This window comes from Aquimarina sp. EL_43, from assembly GCF_943422735.1.
Classification (GTDB): domain Bacteria; phylum Bacteroidota; class Bacteroidia; order Flavobacteriales; family Flavobacteriaceae; genus Aquimarina; species Aquimarina megaterium.
The window spans coordinates 1,475,439-1,493,419 of record NZ_CALSBR010000001.1 but is presented as its reverse complement, the minus strand read 5'-3'; the positions used below and the strand labels follow the sequence as shown (position 1 = coordinate 1,493,419).

Annotated in this window: 11 protein-coding genes; 1 reads left to right on the top strand and 10 read right to left on the bottom strand. The window is 35.3% G+C overall.

Going from position 1 to position 17,981, the window contains the following annotated elements; genetic code table 11:
• Positions 1 to 71 precede the first annotated feature (71 nt).
• The 10 genes from NNL09_RS26175 to NNL09_RS06855 all read right to left on the bottom strand — a co-directional run bounded on the left by NNL09_RS26175 (position 72) and on the right by NNL09_RS06855 (position 14,748).
• On the bottom strand, positions 72 to 197 hold the full coding sequence (locus NNL09_RS26175; protein ID WP_255518944.1) for a hypothetical protein: 126 nt from the start codon (positions 195 to 197) through the stop codon (positions 72 to 74).
• Positions 198 to 454: 257 nt separating this feature from the next.
• Positions 455 to 1,477 carry a UDP-glucose--hexose-1-phosphate uridylyltransferase gene (locus NNL09_RS06895; RefSeq protein ID WP_196912032.1) on the bottom strand — a complete coding sequence of 341 codons (1,023 nt, stop codon included), beginning with the start codon at positions 1,475 to 1,477 and terminating at the stop codon, positions 455 to 457.
• The gene (locus NNL09_RS06890; protein ID WP_196912031.1) at positions 1,471 to 1,914 is read right to left on the bottom strand and encodes a DUF4440 domain-containing protein; all 444 of its coding nucleotides are present in this window, start codon (positions 1,912 to 1,914) and stop codon (positions 1,471 to 1,473) included. The genes NNL09_RS06895 and NNL09_RS06890 overlap by 7 nt, the downstream gene beginning before the upstream one ends.
• Position 1,915: 1 nt before the next feature.
• Positions 1,916 to 3,067 (bottom strand): galactokinase, encoded by a 1,152-nt coding sequence (galK, locus tag NNL09_RS06885; RefSeq protein ID WP_196912030.1) that lies wholly within the window; start codon positions 3,065 to 3,067, stop codon positions 1,916 to 1,918.
• Positions 3,068 to 4,648 carry a solute:sodium symporter family transporter gene (locus NNL09_RS06880; protein WP_196912029.1) on the bottom strand — a complete coding sequence of 527 codons (1,581 nt, stop codon included), beginning with the start codon at positions 4,646 to 4,648 and terminating at the stop codon, positions 3,068 to 3,070. It abuts the gene before it with no gap.
• A gap of 6 nt (positions 4,649 to 4,654) precedes the next feature.
• On the bottom strand, positions 4,655 to 7,795 hold the full coding sequence (locus NNL09_RS06875; protein WP_196912028.1) for a glycoside hydrolase family 2 TIM barrel-domain containing protein: 3,141 nt from the start codon (positions 7,793 to 7,795) through the stop codon (positions 4,655 to 4,657).
• Between the two features lie 7 nt (positions 7,796 to 7,802).
• Positions 7,803 to 10,844, bottom strand: a complete 3,042-nt coding sequence (locus NNL09_RS06870; protein ID WP_196912027.1) for an aminotransferase class III-fold pyridoxal phosphate-dependent enzyme — start codon at positions 10,842 to 10,844, stop codon at positions 7,803 to 7,805.
• Positions 10,845 to 12,848, bottom strand: coding sequence for a trehalase family glycosidase (locus tag NNL09_RS06865; protein WP_196912026.1), 2,004 nt, complete (start codon positions 12,846 to 12,848; stop codon positions 10,845 to 10,847). It abuts the gene before it with no gap.
• Positions 12,841 to 13,746, bottom strand: a complete 906-nt coding sequence (locus NNL09_RS06860) for an aldose 1-epimerase (protein WP_025664639.1) — start codon at positions 13,744 to 13,746, stop codon at positions 12,841 to 12,843. Before NNL09_RS06860 ends, NNL09_RS06865 begins: the two co-directional genes overlap by 8 nt.
• A gap of 3 nt (positions 13,747 to 13,749) precedes the next feature.
• Complete coding sequence (locus tag NNL09_RS06855) at positions 13,750 to 14,748, bottom strand: GntR family transcriptional regulator (protein ID WP_025664638.1); 999 nt, start codon at positions 14,746 to 14,748, stop codon at positions 13,750 to 13,752.
• A gap of 142 nt (positions 14,749 to 14,890) precedes the next feature.
• On the opposite strand from NNL09_RS06855, the gene NNL09_RS06850 reads away from it, so the two are divergent.
• The gene (locus tag NNL09_RS06850) at positions 14,891 to 17,959 is read left to right on the top strand and encodes a TonB-dependent receptor (RefSeq protein ID WP_025664637.1); all 3,069 of its coding nucleotides are present in this window, start codon (positions 14,891 to 14,893) and stop codon (positions 17,957 to 17,959) included.
• Positions 17,960 to 17,981: the final 22 nt, after the last annotated feature.

Here is a 17,981-nt window from a genome sequence, read left to right as displayed (position 1 = left end):
GGTAAATAAGTAATACATATAATAAACAGTTACAGGCCTTTGGTTTGTAGCTGTTTTTTTATACAATATACTTACGAAGAAATCAGGTTTGTAAGATTATCTTTTAGTTTTTTCTTAGAGATAAGGGAATCAATAAGGTTATAGATAGACACTTTTTCTACTTCTTCCAGAGAATCCAGTAACCTGAGCTTCTCCATTAATGTCTTATCATAAGTACCAAGATAGCGCGGATTTAAGGTTGTAATCCGTGAAACATACCGAAATATAAAGACAGTCACTTTAATATGGCTGTTTTTTTTATAGTTAATCATTGATAATATCGCTATAAATAAATTTATTTTTATAGTTTTTAAAAGCACGGATTGTAAATCCGCGTCATCAGTGTCAATGGTAGTGTTTTTGCAGCGCAAAGATGACGGTTTTTGTAATTTTATAAAGGTATACCGAACTTATGTTAGATTAATTCATAAAGCATTGTTGCAGCGGTTTCTGCGGTTATATCTCGTTGGGGCATTCCAAACATTTCATAGCCAACCATAAATTTTTTAACAGTAGCACTTCGTAATAATGGAGGATAAAAACTCATATGCCAATGCCAGTGCGTATGATCAAGATTATGAGTTGGTGCCTGATGAATCCCGCTAGAATAAGGAAAAGAACAATTAAATAATTGATCGTACGCCCGGGTCAATACAGAAATACATGCTGCATAAGCGATTCGCTCATTTCGACTCATTTCTAAAATAGAGGATTGTCTCTTTTTTGGAATAATCATTGTCTCAAATGGCCAAATAGCCCAAAAAGGAACTAATACAACAAAGTGTTCATTTTGAAATACGATACGTTCTTTCTTTTCTAATTCCAGGATCACATAATCTTCTAGTAACGATGTACCATGTTTAGAAAAATAGCGCCGTTGATTATCATCTTTTTTTAAGATCTCATTGGGTAGATGAAACTGGCTCCATATCTGCCCATGAGGATGCGGGTTGCTACATCCCATAACGGCACCTTTATTCTCAAAGATCTGTACGTAATTAATCTCTGGTAACGCACCTAATTTTTGATATTCTTCTTGCCATACTTCAATCACTTTTTCAATAGCGTCTACAGGCATATTGGCTAAGCTTTTAGAATGATCCGGGCTAAAACATATTACTTTGCAGATTCCTGTTTCACTTTTTACTTTAAACAGTTCTTCTTCTATCGCAAAAGAAGGAGATTCGTTTTGCAATGCTGCAAAATCGTTTTCAAAAACAAAAACATCCTGGTAGTCTGGATTTTTCTTTCCTCCTGCTCTCATGTTTCCCGAGCATAAATAACAATCTTTATCGTAAGAAGGTAATGATTGTGCATTGATTTCTTCTTCCTGGCCTTGCCAGGGTCTTTTTGCCCTGTGCGGGGATACCAATACCCACTCTCCTCTAAGTGGATTATAGCGCCTGTGGGAATAGTCTCGTAATGCTGTATCTAACATGAGGAATCTGCTACAATTTTCCAATTACCATTTATTTTTTTGAAAATGATCATAAAAGTACCATCGGCATTGCCTACACTGCGTACTAAATGATATTCTCCCATCACAAAATAAGACTCGTCATCAATTCGAGAAATATCACTAATGACAAAGTTTAATGTACCTGTATGGGCTTTAGTTGGGTATCCTTTTTTATAATTAGCTAATGTATTATCCCAACCATAGGTTAATCCTCTACTCCCGTAAAACTTTAAAGAATCCGATTTCCAATACCCTTGCATATACCCTTCGAGATCATGATTTGACCAGGATTGTTCCTGTGCTTTCAGTACTTTAATAATTTGCTGTTTATCGGCTTTCTCATCTACTGTTATTTCCTGATGACAGCTGGTTAACCCTATTAGTATTCCTAATATATATAGATATCTTGTGATCATATTATGTGATTTTATACGTTCCTTGTGCAATTTGTACATCATATCGGCTTAAAGTTTTGTTGAACTGTTTATGATATAAGGGTGCAATGGTATTCATAAATGCATCAGCAGTTCCTTTTTTAATGATGTTAATAGTACAACCGCCAAATCCACCTCCCATCATTCGTGCACCTAATATATTGGGATTTAGCCTTGCCTGATCAATTAAAAAGTCCAATTCTACACAACTTACGTTATATTGATTTTGTAATCCGTTATGCGACTCAAAAAGTAGTTCACCAAAAGTTGTGTAGTCCTTTTTATCTAGAGCAATAGCAGCTTTTAAAACTCGTTCGTTTTCTTGTATGATAAATAAAGCTTTTTGGTAATGATCTTCGTTGATTTCTTCTTTAATGGCAAATAAGACTTCATATGTAGCATCTCTTAGCGTAGATATTTCTAGGTGTTTTGCTACCGTCTCACATACCGAACGTCTTTCATTATATGCGCTTTCTGCCAGACTATGTTTTACATTGGTATTGATTAAAACAATATCATATTCTTTAAAATCAATAGAAAAATAAGTTGCTTTAAGATCTCTGCAATCTAATAATAAAGCTTTGCCTTCTTTTCCAAACATACTGGCATATTGATCCATAATACCACATTGTACTCCTACATAATTGTGTTCTGCTTGCTGAGAGATATAAATCATTTCTTCTTTGGTCAACCCCAGTTCGAACAATTCATTTAACCCAAAAGCGACACTGTTTTCTAGGGCAGCAGAGGAGGATAGCCCGGCTCCCAGAGGGATATTACCTGCAAAAACCAAATCAAAATTATAGATTGTTTTGTCTCTTTTAAGAATTTCGGCAACGACTCCCAATACATAATTTTTCCATCCTCCATTTTTGATAGGTTGTATGTTTTGCAACGAAAATTCTAAAACCTCATCGGTATCTATAGCATAGACAGAACAATACATAGCGTTATTTTTCTGGATTCCCGAAACGATCCCTTTGTTAATTGCTGCAGGAAAGACAAATCCATCATTATAATCGGTATGTTCCCCAATTAGATTAATCCTGCCGGGAGAAAAAGATAATACCGGTTTAGTATCAAATCGTTTCAGAAAAGTAGATTTTACTTTTTCTAGTAATGATTCATTTGTCATTTATGCAAAGTATATATAGATTCCTAGAACGATCAAACAGATCGTAATTCCTACAGTGTTAAGATGTTTCCAGGGAGTAATATCAACTTGTTCTGTATAGTGTTGCTCGTAAGCTTCTGTTCGGGGTCTAAATTTACCTATAAGTAACATGATAAGTACATTAAGTACAAACAGAATAGCCATTACATGTAAAAAGTGAGGAAATTGCCCAACAAAAACAAATTCATCTAATAAGATATAAGCAACATATAAAACAACCCCAGAAATAATAGCAATTTTTGCGGCAATTGCAGGAACATATTTGGTGAGGTATCCCACTACAATAATAGTTAAAATAGGAATACTATAACACCCGTTTACTTTTTGTAAATACCCAAATAAGCCATCAGGTGCATATGCAATTAACGGCGCAATACACATAGCCAAAATTGCTAATATGATGCCAAAACTTTTTCCGGCCCTTACTGTTTGTCGTTCTGTAGCATCTGGTTTAAAATGGGATTGGTATATATCAATTCCGAATAAGGTAACCGAACTGTTTAAAGCCGAATTAAAAGAACTTAAAATAGCGCCAAACAATACTGCTGCAAAAAAACCTACCCAAGCTGCAGGTAGTACCTTGGTCACTAACATAGGGTATGCTTCATCTGGGTTGTCTAGTGTGTTCCCAAACATATGAAAAGCGATTAACCCCGGTAATACAACGATTAGTGGGCCTAGTATTTTTATAAACGAAGCTAATAGCAATCCTTTTTGTCCTTCTTTTAGACTTTTAGCTCCCAAAGCTCTTTGTATAATTGCCTGATTGGTTCCCCAATAAAACAATTGAACCAGCATCATACCGGTAAATATAGTTCCTATCGGAATTGAAGATTCTGGCCCTCCTAATGCTTTGAATTTTTCGGGATGAGATTGTGTTAGTGTAGTAATTCCTTCAAAAAGACTACCATCACCAATGGCTATCAATCCAAATATTGGTATTAATAATCCCCCGACCAGTAACCCTACTGCATTAATGGTATCGGATACTGCTACTGCTTTTAAACCACCAAAAATGGCATAAATCGATCCTATGATACCGATTCCGAAAACGGTTATCCATAAAGCAGTAGTTTCATTAACATTTAATATGTCAGGAACATCAAACATTGTATTAATGGCCAATGCTCCAGAGTATAAAACGATAGGTAATAACACCACCACATATCCGCTTAGAAATAATGCAGAGGTGATTGTTTTGGTAGTTTTATCGTATCGTCTTTGTAAAAATTGAGGAACGGTGGTTATTCCTCCTTTTAGATATCTGGGTAATAAAAACACTGCGGTAACTACCATGGCGATTGCAGCCAGTGTTTCCCATGCCATAACCAGTATTCCTTCTTTAAAAGCAGCTCCGTTTAACCCTACGATTTGTTCGGTTGATAAATTGGTTAATAATAACGATCCTGCAATAACGATTCCGGTTAAACTTCTTCCTCCCAGAAAATATCCATCAGAAGAAGATTCATCTGTTTTTCTGCTTTTTATATACGCTATTATTGCTACTAATAATGTAAACCCTATAAATGTGATGAACTGCATAGTTTCTTATTTAATTGGTTGTATTGTAAATGAATAGTTGTGTTTTGTTGGTTTTATAGTGTATTCTTCATGTACCAAGCGTCCCCAGGAAGTATCTCCTCCTACTCCCATTTGTTGGTAGTCGATATTCCATTGGATCGTTTCTCCTTTTTTAATATCTGCTCCGTGTTTCTTAGTAACCGGAACTAATCCCGAGGCCGAAGCAGCTCCATCTTTTTCGCTATTAAAATCTAATTCGGTCATAGCAAAAGGCCATACACTACAATTGAGTAATGATGATGAGCTGTTAGCCTTAACAGTTACTGTATTCGAAGCTATTTTCATCCATCTTACATCTGTTTTATTCCCCGTTTCTTGTGGTCTGGAGTAGGTATGAAATTGTGAATCTATAGTACCTGTATAAACCCCTGCTTTTACTCCCGTTTTGCGATCCCAATAACTTTCTTCTGGACCATTACCATACCAGGATACTTTCTGAAATGTGTTGGGTACGGTAAGGTACATTCCTAATCTTGGGATGTTAGGTAAATCACTTTGGTTTGGAGCAAAGCTAAAATCTACCGTCATTTCTCCATTGGCATTAATATGATACGTTACGGCTACATTTGCTTCGTTTGCAGGAAGTGAGTAGGCTACTTTATAAGAAACACCAGAATTTTTTGTTACAGGATTTTCGACAAGTTTTGCTTTATAATTATAAGAAGCATCTTGCCATATTTTGGCCCATTTATCCATACCATTACCTAGATCATTATCTGTAGGAGGGCGCCAAAAGTTAGGTTTAATAGGGTGATTGGTAATCACAATTCCATGATGTTTCCAGGAAATGATTTCACCGGTTTTTTTGTCAATTTTTAGAGCTACTATTTTATTTTGAATACCTATAGATTGATCTTTAGAGGTGATTTTTAAATCATTAGAAACTGAAGGTGTATTTGTAAATCCAGTTCCTTTTTGAATAACAAACTGATCCCACGCGATTTCATGTCCTTTAGGAAGTAATGAGTTTGCCTCTTTCTGAAGCAAGCTTACTTCTAGAATGTATTCTTTGTTTTTGTCTAAAACGTTAGGGAATTTTTCTAGTGTTACTGCTTTTCTCTCTCCAGGTAATATAAATGCCGAAATCTCATTACCTTCTGCTATTTTAGCGCCACCTTCTAATACTTTCCATGAAATACTTTTATCGGTAAAATCCTCAAAGAAGTTTTTGTTTTCTATTTCTATAGCTCCTTTTCCTTTATAATAAAATTGTGCAGGCTCGTATACCTTTTTTACTTCGGATAAGTGGGGGTGCGGATTTCGATACGGATCTACTAACCCATTATTTAAAAAGTTACCATCTGTGGGCAGATCAGGATGATAATCATGCCCGTATGCTAAATAGGGGTTCCCGTTTTCGTCTTTATATTCTAAACTTTGATCTACCCAATCCCAGATAAACCCTCCCTGAAGATTCGGGTATTTTTCAATAATATCCCAATAGTCCTGTAGATTGCCAACAGAATTACCCATAGCATGTGCATATTCGATCATGATCGAAGGTTTATCAGAATCAGATTGGCCATGATGAATCAGGTATTCTGGTTTTGGATACATCGGGCAATACACATCGGTATACTCTTCTTTACCGGCGGGTTCATATTGTACAATTCGGTTATCATCGTGTTCTTTTAACCATCTATAAGTGGTTCTAAAAATTTCTCCTTCTCCCGCTTCATTTCCTAATGACCAGGAATAGATAGATGGGTGGTTTCTATCTCTATAGAACATTCTTTGTGTTCGCATCATATGTGCAGGCAACCAACTCATTTCGTTACCGATTTGAGTTTTTTCGTCTATAGCTAATGGGTGACTTTCTATATTGGCTTCATCAATAACATATAATCCATATTGATCACATAGATCTAACCAATAAGGATCATTAGGGTAATGCGCACTTCGTACTGCATTGATATTATGTTGTTTCATCGACCTGATATCTTGTTCCATAGAAGCTCTGGAGATTACATGCCCTGTAAACGGATCGGTCTCATGTCGATCTACACCACGTATATAAACGGCTTTACCATTAATTAAAACCTGACTGTTTTTAATTTCTACGCGTTTAAACCCAACATGTCGATTAATATATTGATTACTATTATCCTGATCAGGGTTTTCTAAGGTGATCGCCAAATTATATAGATTCGGAATTTCGGCAGACCACTTCTTCACGTTGTCTATTATTTTTTCTGTAGTAAAATCAATTTTTGATTGTGCCGGTATTTTTATCTCTTCTGAAGTAGTATAAATAGTATTTTCTCCATCTAAAACCTTAACAGATACTGTTCTGGTTGCAGCATCTTCAAGGCTGTTGGTGATAGATATAGCTCCTTTAAAAACTCCTTTGGTATAGGATTCATCTAAGTTGGTGTAGGTATAATAATCAGAAACAAATACTTTGGGTTGTGTATATAAATACACATCTCTTTCTATACCACTCATTCTAAGCATATCCTGGCTCTCTACATAGCTGGCATCACTCCATCGAAAAAGTTGTAATGCTATAAGATTTTCACCTTTGCTAAGGTATTGGGTTATATTAAATTCTGCAGGTGTTTTACTTCCTTGAGAATACCCTACATACCGACCATTTACATATACATACATGGCAGATTTAGCTCCTGCAAAATGAAGAATAACATCCTCTAATAGAAAATTTTCATCTAAGTGAATAAATTTTCTGTACGTTCCTACAGGATTATAATCTTCGGGAACATTAGGCCATTTGGTTGTAAAAGGATATCTCTCATCGAGATAGATTGGTTTTCCGTAACCTTGAACTTCCCAATTTGCAGGTACAGGAATTGTACCCCAATCATGATCTATATATTCATTATGTTGAAAAGTTGTTGGGCGCTGCTTAGGATCTTTTACCCAATTAAATTTCCAGTCTCCGTTTAAACTTAAAAACCGTTTTGATTTTTCTTTTTGTTTTATCAATTTGGATTCAAAGCCAAAGAACGTAGCTCTGGGAGGCAGTTTATTTTCTTCGAATACCTTATGATTAAAATGATTGGTCTGTTCTGAAACAGGTTGTAAAGGCTCTTTAGTACAACTATATATCCCTATTATCCCTGCTAATATGATTAGATGTTTTAATTTCATGACTGTGTTATATTTCTTTAATACTCTGCATGTAGTCTTCTGCAAATACTTTATCGAGATAAAAAATTAATTCTTCTGCATTTTCTTTAGTAAAAATAATGGGAGGCTTAATTTTTAATACATTATGATCCGGGCCATCTGTACTCATTAAGATACCGTGACCTTTTATCCTGTTGGCCAAATAATCAGCATGATCTGCCAAAGGATTCATATTATCATCTACAAGCTCAAAACCTAGAAATAACCCTTGTCCCCGAACATCTCCTATGATTGGATATTTTATGGCTAGTTTTTTTAATTCTTCTTTTAAAAATTCTCCAATTTCTAAAGCGTGGGATTGTAGATTTTCACGTTTTACGGTTTTAAGAACTGCTGCTCCTATGGCCGAAGAAACCGGGTTTCCGCCAAAGGTGTTAAAGTACTCCATTCCATTGGCAAATTTGTGTGCTACTTCTTGCGTACAAACAACGGCTGCCAGTGGGTGCCCATTACCTAAAGGCTTTCCTATGGTTACAATATCAGGAGTTACACCATACAATTGAAATCCCCAAAACGTTTTTCCTACTCTTCCGCATCCTACCTGTACTTCATCAGATATACATAGTCCTCCTGCGGCACGGGTATATTCGTAGGCTTTAGGCAAAAAACCGTCTGGTAATTCGATCTGGCCACCACAACTTATAATGGGTTCTATGATAAAAGCACCAATTCCTCTTCCTTTTTTATGTACATCATCAATACAATTCTGAACCTCTAAAGCGTAGTGTTCTCCTGTGTTTTCTCCCCTGTATTTTCCTCTATACGCATCGGGTAAGGGGAATATATGGGTGTGCTCTGGGGCTCCGTGACCACCATTACCATCAAATTTATATGAACTAATATCGATGCACATATTGGCATTTCCATGATACCCAACTTCTGAAGCTATGATATCACGTTCTCCTGTTACAGCTTTAACCATTCTAATGGCTAGTTCATTAGCTTCACTTCCAGAATTAACAAAATGCAATACATTTAGCTCTGGAGGTAAAGTTTCTATCAACTCCTTGGCTAATTGATTAATATTGTCGTGTAGATAGCGAGAATTAGTATTAATCAAGGCCATTTGTTCTTGCCCAGCTTTAACTACATCATAATTTTCATGCCCTACATGAGCTACATTATTTACGGTATCTAAATACTTTTTACCATATTGATCTATTAGATATTGCCCAGATCCACGCACCATTTTAATAGGCACCTTATACTGTAAACTCAGGCTTTTACCAAGGTGTTTTTTTCGGTAAGTGATCAATTCTTCATTAGTGGTATCACTTTGAGAATTCAGACTTTCTAATTTGAATAATGAGTTTGGATCCGGGCATAGGTCTTTCCACACTTCTATTTGATTGTAATAGGCTACTCCAGGAAAATCTACTGTATAATCCAGCATAGAAAGCATAATCTGAAAATGTAGATGTGGAGCCCAATTTCCGTTTTGAGCCGGATCACCAAGATACCCAATACACTCTCCTTTTTTTATACTATCTCCGGGCTGTTTTTGTGTCGTACTATCAACAGTTAAATGCCCATATAGTGTATAGAATTCTAATGAACCAGTTTGATGTTTAAGTATAATTAACCCTCCGTAGTTTTTGTCTCCGGCATGGTTAAATGCGGTTACAACTTCTCCGTCTAATACGGCATGAACCGGAGTATTGGCAGGGAGCCAAAAATCTATCCCAAGATGGACCGTTCTACTTTCTCGTCCGCTATTTCCTGTTTTATCATAGGTGGTTGATGTATATAGTGCTCTGGGTTCTAAATACCCGCCTGCAATAATCTTATCTGTATTTTCCTTTTGAAGGCGATCTACTTTAAACTGAAATATGTCTAAATCATTAAATTCTTGTTGATGCCCAACCCATTTGCTGGATACGCTCAAATCTAAAAGGCACACCTCGTTTTTTTGAACCGTAGGAAATAGTTCTGATAAGGAGTAGTTATTATTTTCTACCCAAACGCTAAAGGCTTTCTCATTAGGATGAGCAGAGTATCCGCAGGTATGCCTAAAACTATAATGAGCATACTCTTCACTAATTAGCCTCCATTTTTTTAGTACTTTCCAGGCCGGTTTTTCACTAATTAATAAGTATGTATTATCGGGTTCCTTGATTTTATTAATAGCTGATTTTGTAACAGAAATTACCAGGCGCATAGCTATTGCTACATATAGATACTTGATTTCATCTTCTTTTAACGGAAAAGTAGCATGGTATCCTTGCAGTATTGGTAAAGCCGCTTCTAGCGGATCGTTATGATTCATTATAGCATACGCACAGGCAATAGCTACATCATTAATGATCTGAGTGTGTATCGCATCTCCATAATCTATTGCTGCTTTAACCTTGGGATGAATCAAGTCTTCTGAAACAATAACATTATTATCGTTAGCATCATTGTGGACTACCGATTTTCTTAGTGTACCATATGAATCCTGAATGTCTTCAAATCTATTTTGAAAGAAAGAAATGATATCCTTTTCTTCTCCTTCAAAGAGGTGTACATGTTCTTTGGTCCATAAAGATTGTGCGATGTCCCAAACAAATTCCCGATATGCTTCGGGGTGATCAAACCCTTGTAAAGCACTTGTAAGTAAGCCACATTGTTCTCCTAAACTGTATCGCAACGTGTCTAATTGCGGATTAACACTGCTCCATACCCTACCACTTATCCAGGATAATAGACGTACTTTTCTAACCGCATTATTTTCATCTATAATTTCGGATATGTCATTGCCTTCTTTATCTCTAATTACTCTTGGTGCTATAAGGTCTTTTCCGTTTTTCTCTACGTATTCTAATAGCTGTTGTTGATACTCCAGATAATGAATATGTTCGTCAGGTCTTGATATTTTTAGAATATAACCATCTCCATGTTCAGTTTTGATTCTAAAATTAAAATCAATTTCTCCAGGAAGAGAAGAGGCTTTTCCTGTAATGCCGAACAATTGTTGTAGTATTTGTTCTGCCTGATTAGTAGTTACCTGTAAGGTCGAATATTTCATCATCTATTCTTTTATTAATAGCATTATAATGTGTGCTGCACTCCAGCTAAAATTTTGTGCATGTAAGCCTTGGCCTGTTAATGGGTGATAATTTTCTCGAATTGCTTTTCCTTTCTCCAATAACCCTTCTGCTCCTTCGATGATTTGCGCAGTAGCCTGATCTGCTTCTTTATCGAATCCATAATTGCGTAATCCTTTTACACCAAAATAAGATTGATCCAGCCAATTAGGGCCTCTCCAATACCCTTTTAAGGGATCAAACTTTGGATGATCTGCAGACATGGTCTGAAAAGGCATTTTGGTATAAAATTTATTGGGGTTCATCATCTTGTTTTTTACGGCTTCTGCTTGTTTTTGGGTTGCTACATTTGCCCAAAGAGGTGTCCATCCTTCGCTACCTTCTCCTTTTATAAATGTTGTTCCGTCTAGGTTTGTATCATAAAACCAACCATCTGCAGGGTCATAGAATTGATTCTGAATTGTTTCTTTTAGTTTTTTTGCTTCTGCCAGATATTGTTTTACATCATCATTTTTTTGAATAGCTTCTGCCAGTTTTTCTAAATACAGTTTTTCTGCATAGAGATATGCATTAAGATCAACACTTTCCTGATCCAAAGAATAGGCTCCTTCTTCGTTTTTAAGAATTTTTGAATCGTCAAAACGAATGGCATTATCCATACCACTTTCCCACTTGGCAGCAACAAGACTTCCATCGGTAGATCCATATTCGCATAGTCCGTCTTTATCATGATCTCGTTTTTGATACCACCAATAATGATATTTTTTAAGCTTAGGATACAATTCTTTTACGAAATCAAGATCATGATCTTTTTCATAAATTTTAACTACCGCCCATGCAGATAATGGTGGTTTTGTATCTCGATAGTTATGATCTTCTATGCTTGTATCTCTGTATACACAATCTGCTACAAAACCATCTTCATTCTGAAACTCGAACATTAACCGCATCTGTTTTTTGGCTAATTCTGTATTGTAATAAGATAATCCAACAGCGTGTTTCCACGAATCCCATGACCAAAACCCGTTAAACCACTTGTAGTGATAACTAGGGAACAATCCTTCGTGTTGTATTTCTCCTGCAGCAATACGCCAATTGTTTTGTAAGGTAAGGTGCGCTTTGGCCATTAATTTGGCATATTTATCCTCTTGATATTTTTCTTTTCTTGCGTCGATCAAAGATGTTAACTGTGTTTCTTTTTCTATACTGCGCTTGCGTAAGGTAGTATCAAAATCAATAGTAGTGATCGTTTTTTGTTCTTCTTCCCAGGAGTATTCGGGAAAAATAAAAGTCTGAGAAACCACAATCTCTTTACTGGTTTTTGGTTTTAATTGTAGTTGTTGATTATTGGTAACATAAGAGCTATCGGTATTTGTGATTTTTGTTTCATCAGGAAATACAATATACCCCATAGCATTTGATTTTGAGGAGCGTATAGTAATTTTATTTTCTGTCGATTCTAACCTTAGGGTTTTTGTTAAAAGCTGCTGGTTTTTCCAATTATACGTCAAGTCGATGGTTCTATCGGTCTTGTTGGTAAGCGTATACTGTATTAATGCCGAGTGTCCAGAGGCAAATACCAGTTTTTGTTTTAATATTAGATCATTGTTTGTAAGGATTTGTTCTAAATGACTGTTATATGCGGTTGTTTTATATGCACTCCATGAAATGCCTTCAATATTTAATTTTACAAGCATTTTGCTGCTCCAAATTCCATTTTGCTGAGTCATTAAAAATGGGCCAGAGAACCCGGGAGAAGGGCTAATAGAATCAGGAAAACTGTAGGCAAACCATGCTCCCTGATCTGAAAACATCAAACCAGACTTATCTATAGAATCTTTTGGAGTAACGCTATAGTTTAGGATGTTTTTACTATACGAGAGGTATTTTTTTGGGGTAACGACGGCTGGTGTTGCTTTTGTTTGTTTTTTACAACCAAAACACGATATGAGAACCGAAATTAGTATAAATAGAGCATTTTTATTCATTGTTCTGAAGTTTAATTTTCCAATTTATCTTATAGGTTTCTTTTGGATTAAGGGTGCTTAATCCAAGTTTGTTATTAAAACTATTAGATGGCCCTGTTTTGGGTTCGAGAGCTATTATATTTCTTTTTTCAGGTGTAAATACTTGCAGATAATTTTCTTCAGAAGAAGACTCAAGCATCAAACAATAGTCTGGAGTATTAAATTTTGCTGAATTAGTGTTAAGAATATAACAATCATCAAAAAGTCTGTCTTTGATCTGGATAGGCCCCTTTATAGTAATATCTTTAATCTTCATAGGAATCATATCCTTGTCGAATACTAATTTTTTATTGCTTTCAACCGTAAGAAAACTCTCGTGTAAATCACTACTTAAAAAATATGGATGCCAGCCAATAGTAAAAGGAAAAGGAGTTTTGTCAGTATTGATTACGGCTACAGAGAGCTCTAAGGCATTGGCAGATAAAGTGTATGTTAAATATATAGTGTATTTAAAAGGAAACCCTTTTACTCTTTTAGTTTCTTCATACCCAATGGTTACGGTGGCATGATCAACACAAGTTTCTTCCTTTATAAATTGAAAGGTTTTATTATATATTAGGCCATGTAAAGCATTGTTTTCTTCTTTTACATTTAAGTCTAAGGTGTACTGTTTGTCTTCAAAACTATATTTTCCATTCTTTACTCTATTGGCAAAAGGAAATAAAACAGCAGAAGCATAGGTAGTATTATAATCTAATAATTCTAATCCAGCTATTATACTTTTGCCTTTAATGGATAGTCTTTGTACGCTTCCTCCTAAATTTAAAGCTATTATAGCGCTTGAACTTTGATCTGCGGTTAAAAGTTCAATATGATGCTTAGGATGTATTTGTTCTTTTATGTGATTTATTTGATACAAAAGCTAAAGAGAGTTTCTTAAGATTAGATTATTTATGTTTTCGATTCTAATTTGTTCTTTATTCATGATCATTTCGGCTAAGCGCTCTCCCATTTTATTGAAATCGGTAGAAATAGTGGTTATACCTCCTTCGACAATTTCTTTAAGAAGTGTATCATTATAGGATATGATACCAATATCTTTTGCAAGAGTAAACTCTACCTCTTTGATTTTTTTTATGATACGAATAAGGCTTCTATCGTCTGGAATTATGTAAACTTCTCCCTTGGTTAATGTTCTTTCTTCGAGAGAATCAATTACTTCACTGTTAAAATGATACGTATTGCAAAACATTTCAAAACCCTCAAACATTCCCGAAGGTTGTTTCTTTTCCTGAAAAAGGAGTACTAATTTTTGATATTTTTTTAAGAGATGAAGTCCCTTTACCAAACCAGTTAGAATGTCTTTCTTAAAATTTTGATGAATAGCAGGGTATTGAGCAAGCTCGGGACGAGTTTGATCCAGTATATACACTTTGTCCTGAGGCAGTATATCTAAGACAGATGGAATATCATTTAGATTGGCAGGCATGATAACATAATAATTATAGTTACCAATATTGTCATAAATCAATTTACTAAATACATCATAATTGAAATGATGAAAATAAATGTCTACCTCTACATTGTTATTTAAGCTTTTTAAAAAAGAATTATACAAATCTTCTTTAAAGGCATTTAATTCATCAAACAGTAAAAAAATCTTTTGGGCGATTTCTATACTTTCACTTTTCACATAGTACCCTTTACCAGGAACAGAATTTACAATTCCTCTTACTTTTAAATCATTGTAGGCGAGTAATACTGTATCTCTCGAAAGGGAGAACCGAAGCTTTACACTGTTAATTGATGGTAGTTTATCTCCACGTTTATACTCCCCAGATAAAATAGCACTTTCAATTGATGAAATGATCTGTTTGTATTTAGGTACACCTATATTATCTACGACATTAATTGTTTTCATGTTACAAATATATCATATTTTTTCTTTTAAAAAACTGGTAGGTACTAGTTGCCTTTTTAAAAACTAAAATTCTATATTGCGTCAATATTTTACGTTAAACCCCTCGTAAAATGGGGGGTTATCACCAAAAAACAATGTGATTATGGAAGCAAAAAAAAAGAAAAACCAATGCTATTCATTTCTTTTAACTCTGCTTGGGCTTACTCTATTTGGATTCGCAAATACTTATGCGCAAAATGCAGTAATAACAGGTAATGTTTCAGAAAATAGTAGCGGTTCTCCTTTACCGGGAGTTACAATTACAATTAAAGGAAACGAAACTCAGGGAACACAAACTGATTTTGATGGAAATTATTCAATTGAAGTTTCCGATTCGCAAACAACATTAGTATATAGATATTTAGGATTTGTAACTAAAGAAGTTCTGGTCGGAAACCAAACAATAATTAACATTAGCCTTGAAGAAGACGCCCAGAGCTTAGGAGAAGTTGTTTTGGTGGGTTATGGGACACAAAAAAAATCAGAATTAACTGCAGCAATTACTTCAGTAAATATTGAAGAGATACAAAAAATACCTACTGCCGATATAGCAACATCTTTGCAGGGGCAAGTAGCTGGGCTTAATGTAGCAATAGCGAGTGGCGCCCCAGGGAGTGCTCCGGTAATTAGGATTCGTGGTATGGGTACTGTAAATAATAATGACCCTTTGTTTGTAATTGATGGAGTTCCGGGAGATTTATCTTATGTAAATCCTGCAGATATCGAAAACATTAGTATTCTTAGGGATGCATCTGCTGCTACCATTTATGGTTCTAGAGCTTCTAATGGAGTAGTTATCGTTACAACAAAAAGAGGAAAAAGAGGAGACCCTCGGGTTGTTGTAAATTCATACATAAGTACACACTCTATTGATGATAATATAAAGGTAGCAAATAGAGCTCAACACGATCAGATAAAATTAGAAGCATACGCTAATGTAGGAGAAACACCTGCTCCATACCTTACCAATGGAGAACAATATGCAGATTCTGATTGGGCTGACGCCTATTACAAAAATGCTTTTGAGCAGAAACATGATATTGGAATTTCTGGAGGTTCTGAAAATACAACTTATAATTTTTCTGCAGGTTATTTTGCCAATTCAGGAACTGTGATTAATACAGATTTCAATAGGTTTAATACCCGATTAAATATGGATATCAAATTGTTGGATAACCGTTTGAAGATTTCTCCTGGTTTGGCCTATGCCAAAGAAAAAAGACGAAGTATTTTTGAACCCCTTGATGGAGGTAACGCTAGCTTTTCTCCATTTCTAAACATCTATTCGCAATTACCTCATAAAGCAATTTATGATGCAAATTCTTTAAATGGATTTGCTACACCAGCAACTGGTTTAGGTTCGGGAAATCCAATAGGTCAGGGAGAATTAACCGATCGTATTGATCGTGATGAATACACTCAATTTAATATTGCAGCCAACTTAAAATTATTTGATGGTTTAAGTTATCAATTTCAATATGGATTAAATGTAGAAAACGAGCACTTCTTTTTCTTTCAGCCAGCATATAATTTTGGACCACAGTCTATTAATGAAGATCCTTTTTTATCTGAAACCAGATCAAGGACTACCAGTTGGACATTAAACAATACGTTAAATTATGTCAAAACATTTGGAGATCATGATTTTGATGTCCTTGTCGGTGGTTCTAAAGAAGAAAATGTGTTTAACTCGGCGGGAGGTAGCAATAATAGATTACCATCTGATGCAATACAAGCGCTAAGCGCCGGGATAGGAGATGCTTCTTCTTTTGGTCGAAATTTTTCCAGTACATTACAATCTATTTTTGGTCGTCTAAGTTATGATTATGCCAATAGATATTATGTGCAGGCCAGTGCCAGAAGAGATGGTTCGTCACGCTTTAGTTCTAAGAATCAATATGGTACTTTCTATTCGGTTTCATTGGGTTGGGCAGTTCATAACGAAAACTTTTTTAAGTCGGATTTGTTTACTCAACTAAAACCTCGTTTTAGCTATGGTACATTAGGAAATCAACTTATCCCTAATCATTTATTTTTGGCAAGGATTGGTTCTGGAGGACAGCAATTAAACTATCCATTTGGAGAGGATGTAACACAAGCGATATTATCTGGTGCAATTGCTACTTCGCTACCAACACCGGATATTAGATGGGAAGAAACGGCAACTACCAATGTCGGTATTGACCTTGGTTTATTAGATAATAGAATCAAGGCTTCTTTTGATTACTTTAATGCCAAGACTACAGACATGTTGGTGTTTACTAAAGTTCCTGGTACTTCAGGAATTACCACAGACCCTTTGACTAATGCAGGAGATTTAGAAAATAAAGGATGGGAGTTTTCTGCTACCTATAGTAGTAAACAATACAAAGATTTTTCTTTTGATGTTACCGCAAACCTAAGTACTTCAAAAAATAAAATTACAAAGCTTGGAGTAGAGGGCGAAGCTCGTACTGATGGTTTTATAGAATTTAATAATTTCCCTACCACTCGTACCGAAGTAGGAGGAGAAATCGGTCGATTTTATTTGTTTGAAGCCAATGGAATATTTCAAAATCAAGCAGAAATTGATGCACATGGAGTTCAACCAGATGCTGCTCCGGGAGATTTACGATTTACCGATGTAAATGGAGATGGTGAATTAAACGATGATGATAAAAAATATATGGGAAGTGGACTTCCTGATTTTGAATATGGATTAACTCTTAATGCGAAATATAAAAACTTTGATATTAGTGTATTCTTTCAGGGAACCCAGGGAAATAAAATCTACAATGGTGTAAAAATGTGGTTGTATAGAACAGATAGGAATAATGTGTCTTCTGATTTAGTTAATGCCTGGACACCACAGAATACAAATACCAATATTCCAAGAAATGCATTTGGTGATCCTAATAATAACATTAGACCTTCTAGTTATTTTCTAGAAGATGGATCATACTTAAGATTAAAGAATTTACAAATAGGATATTCGATTCCAGAATCTGCAATAAGTAAGATTCCTGTTTCGAGAATCAGAGTTTATGCAACTGCCAATAATCTATTTACCATTACAGATTATTCAGGTTTTGATCCAGGTCTGGGAAATGGAGGAACATTTAATAGAGGTGTTGACAGAGGGTTCTACCCACTAACCAGATCCTTTATTTTCGGTATTAACGTATCGATGTAATAGTTAGAAAAAAAATTAAAAA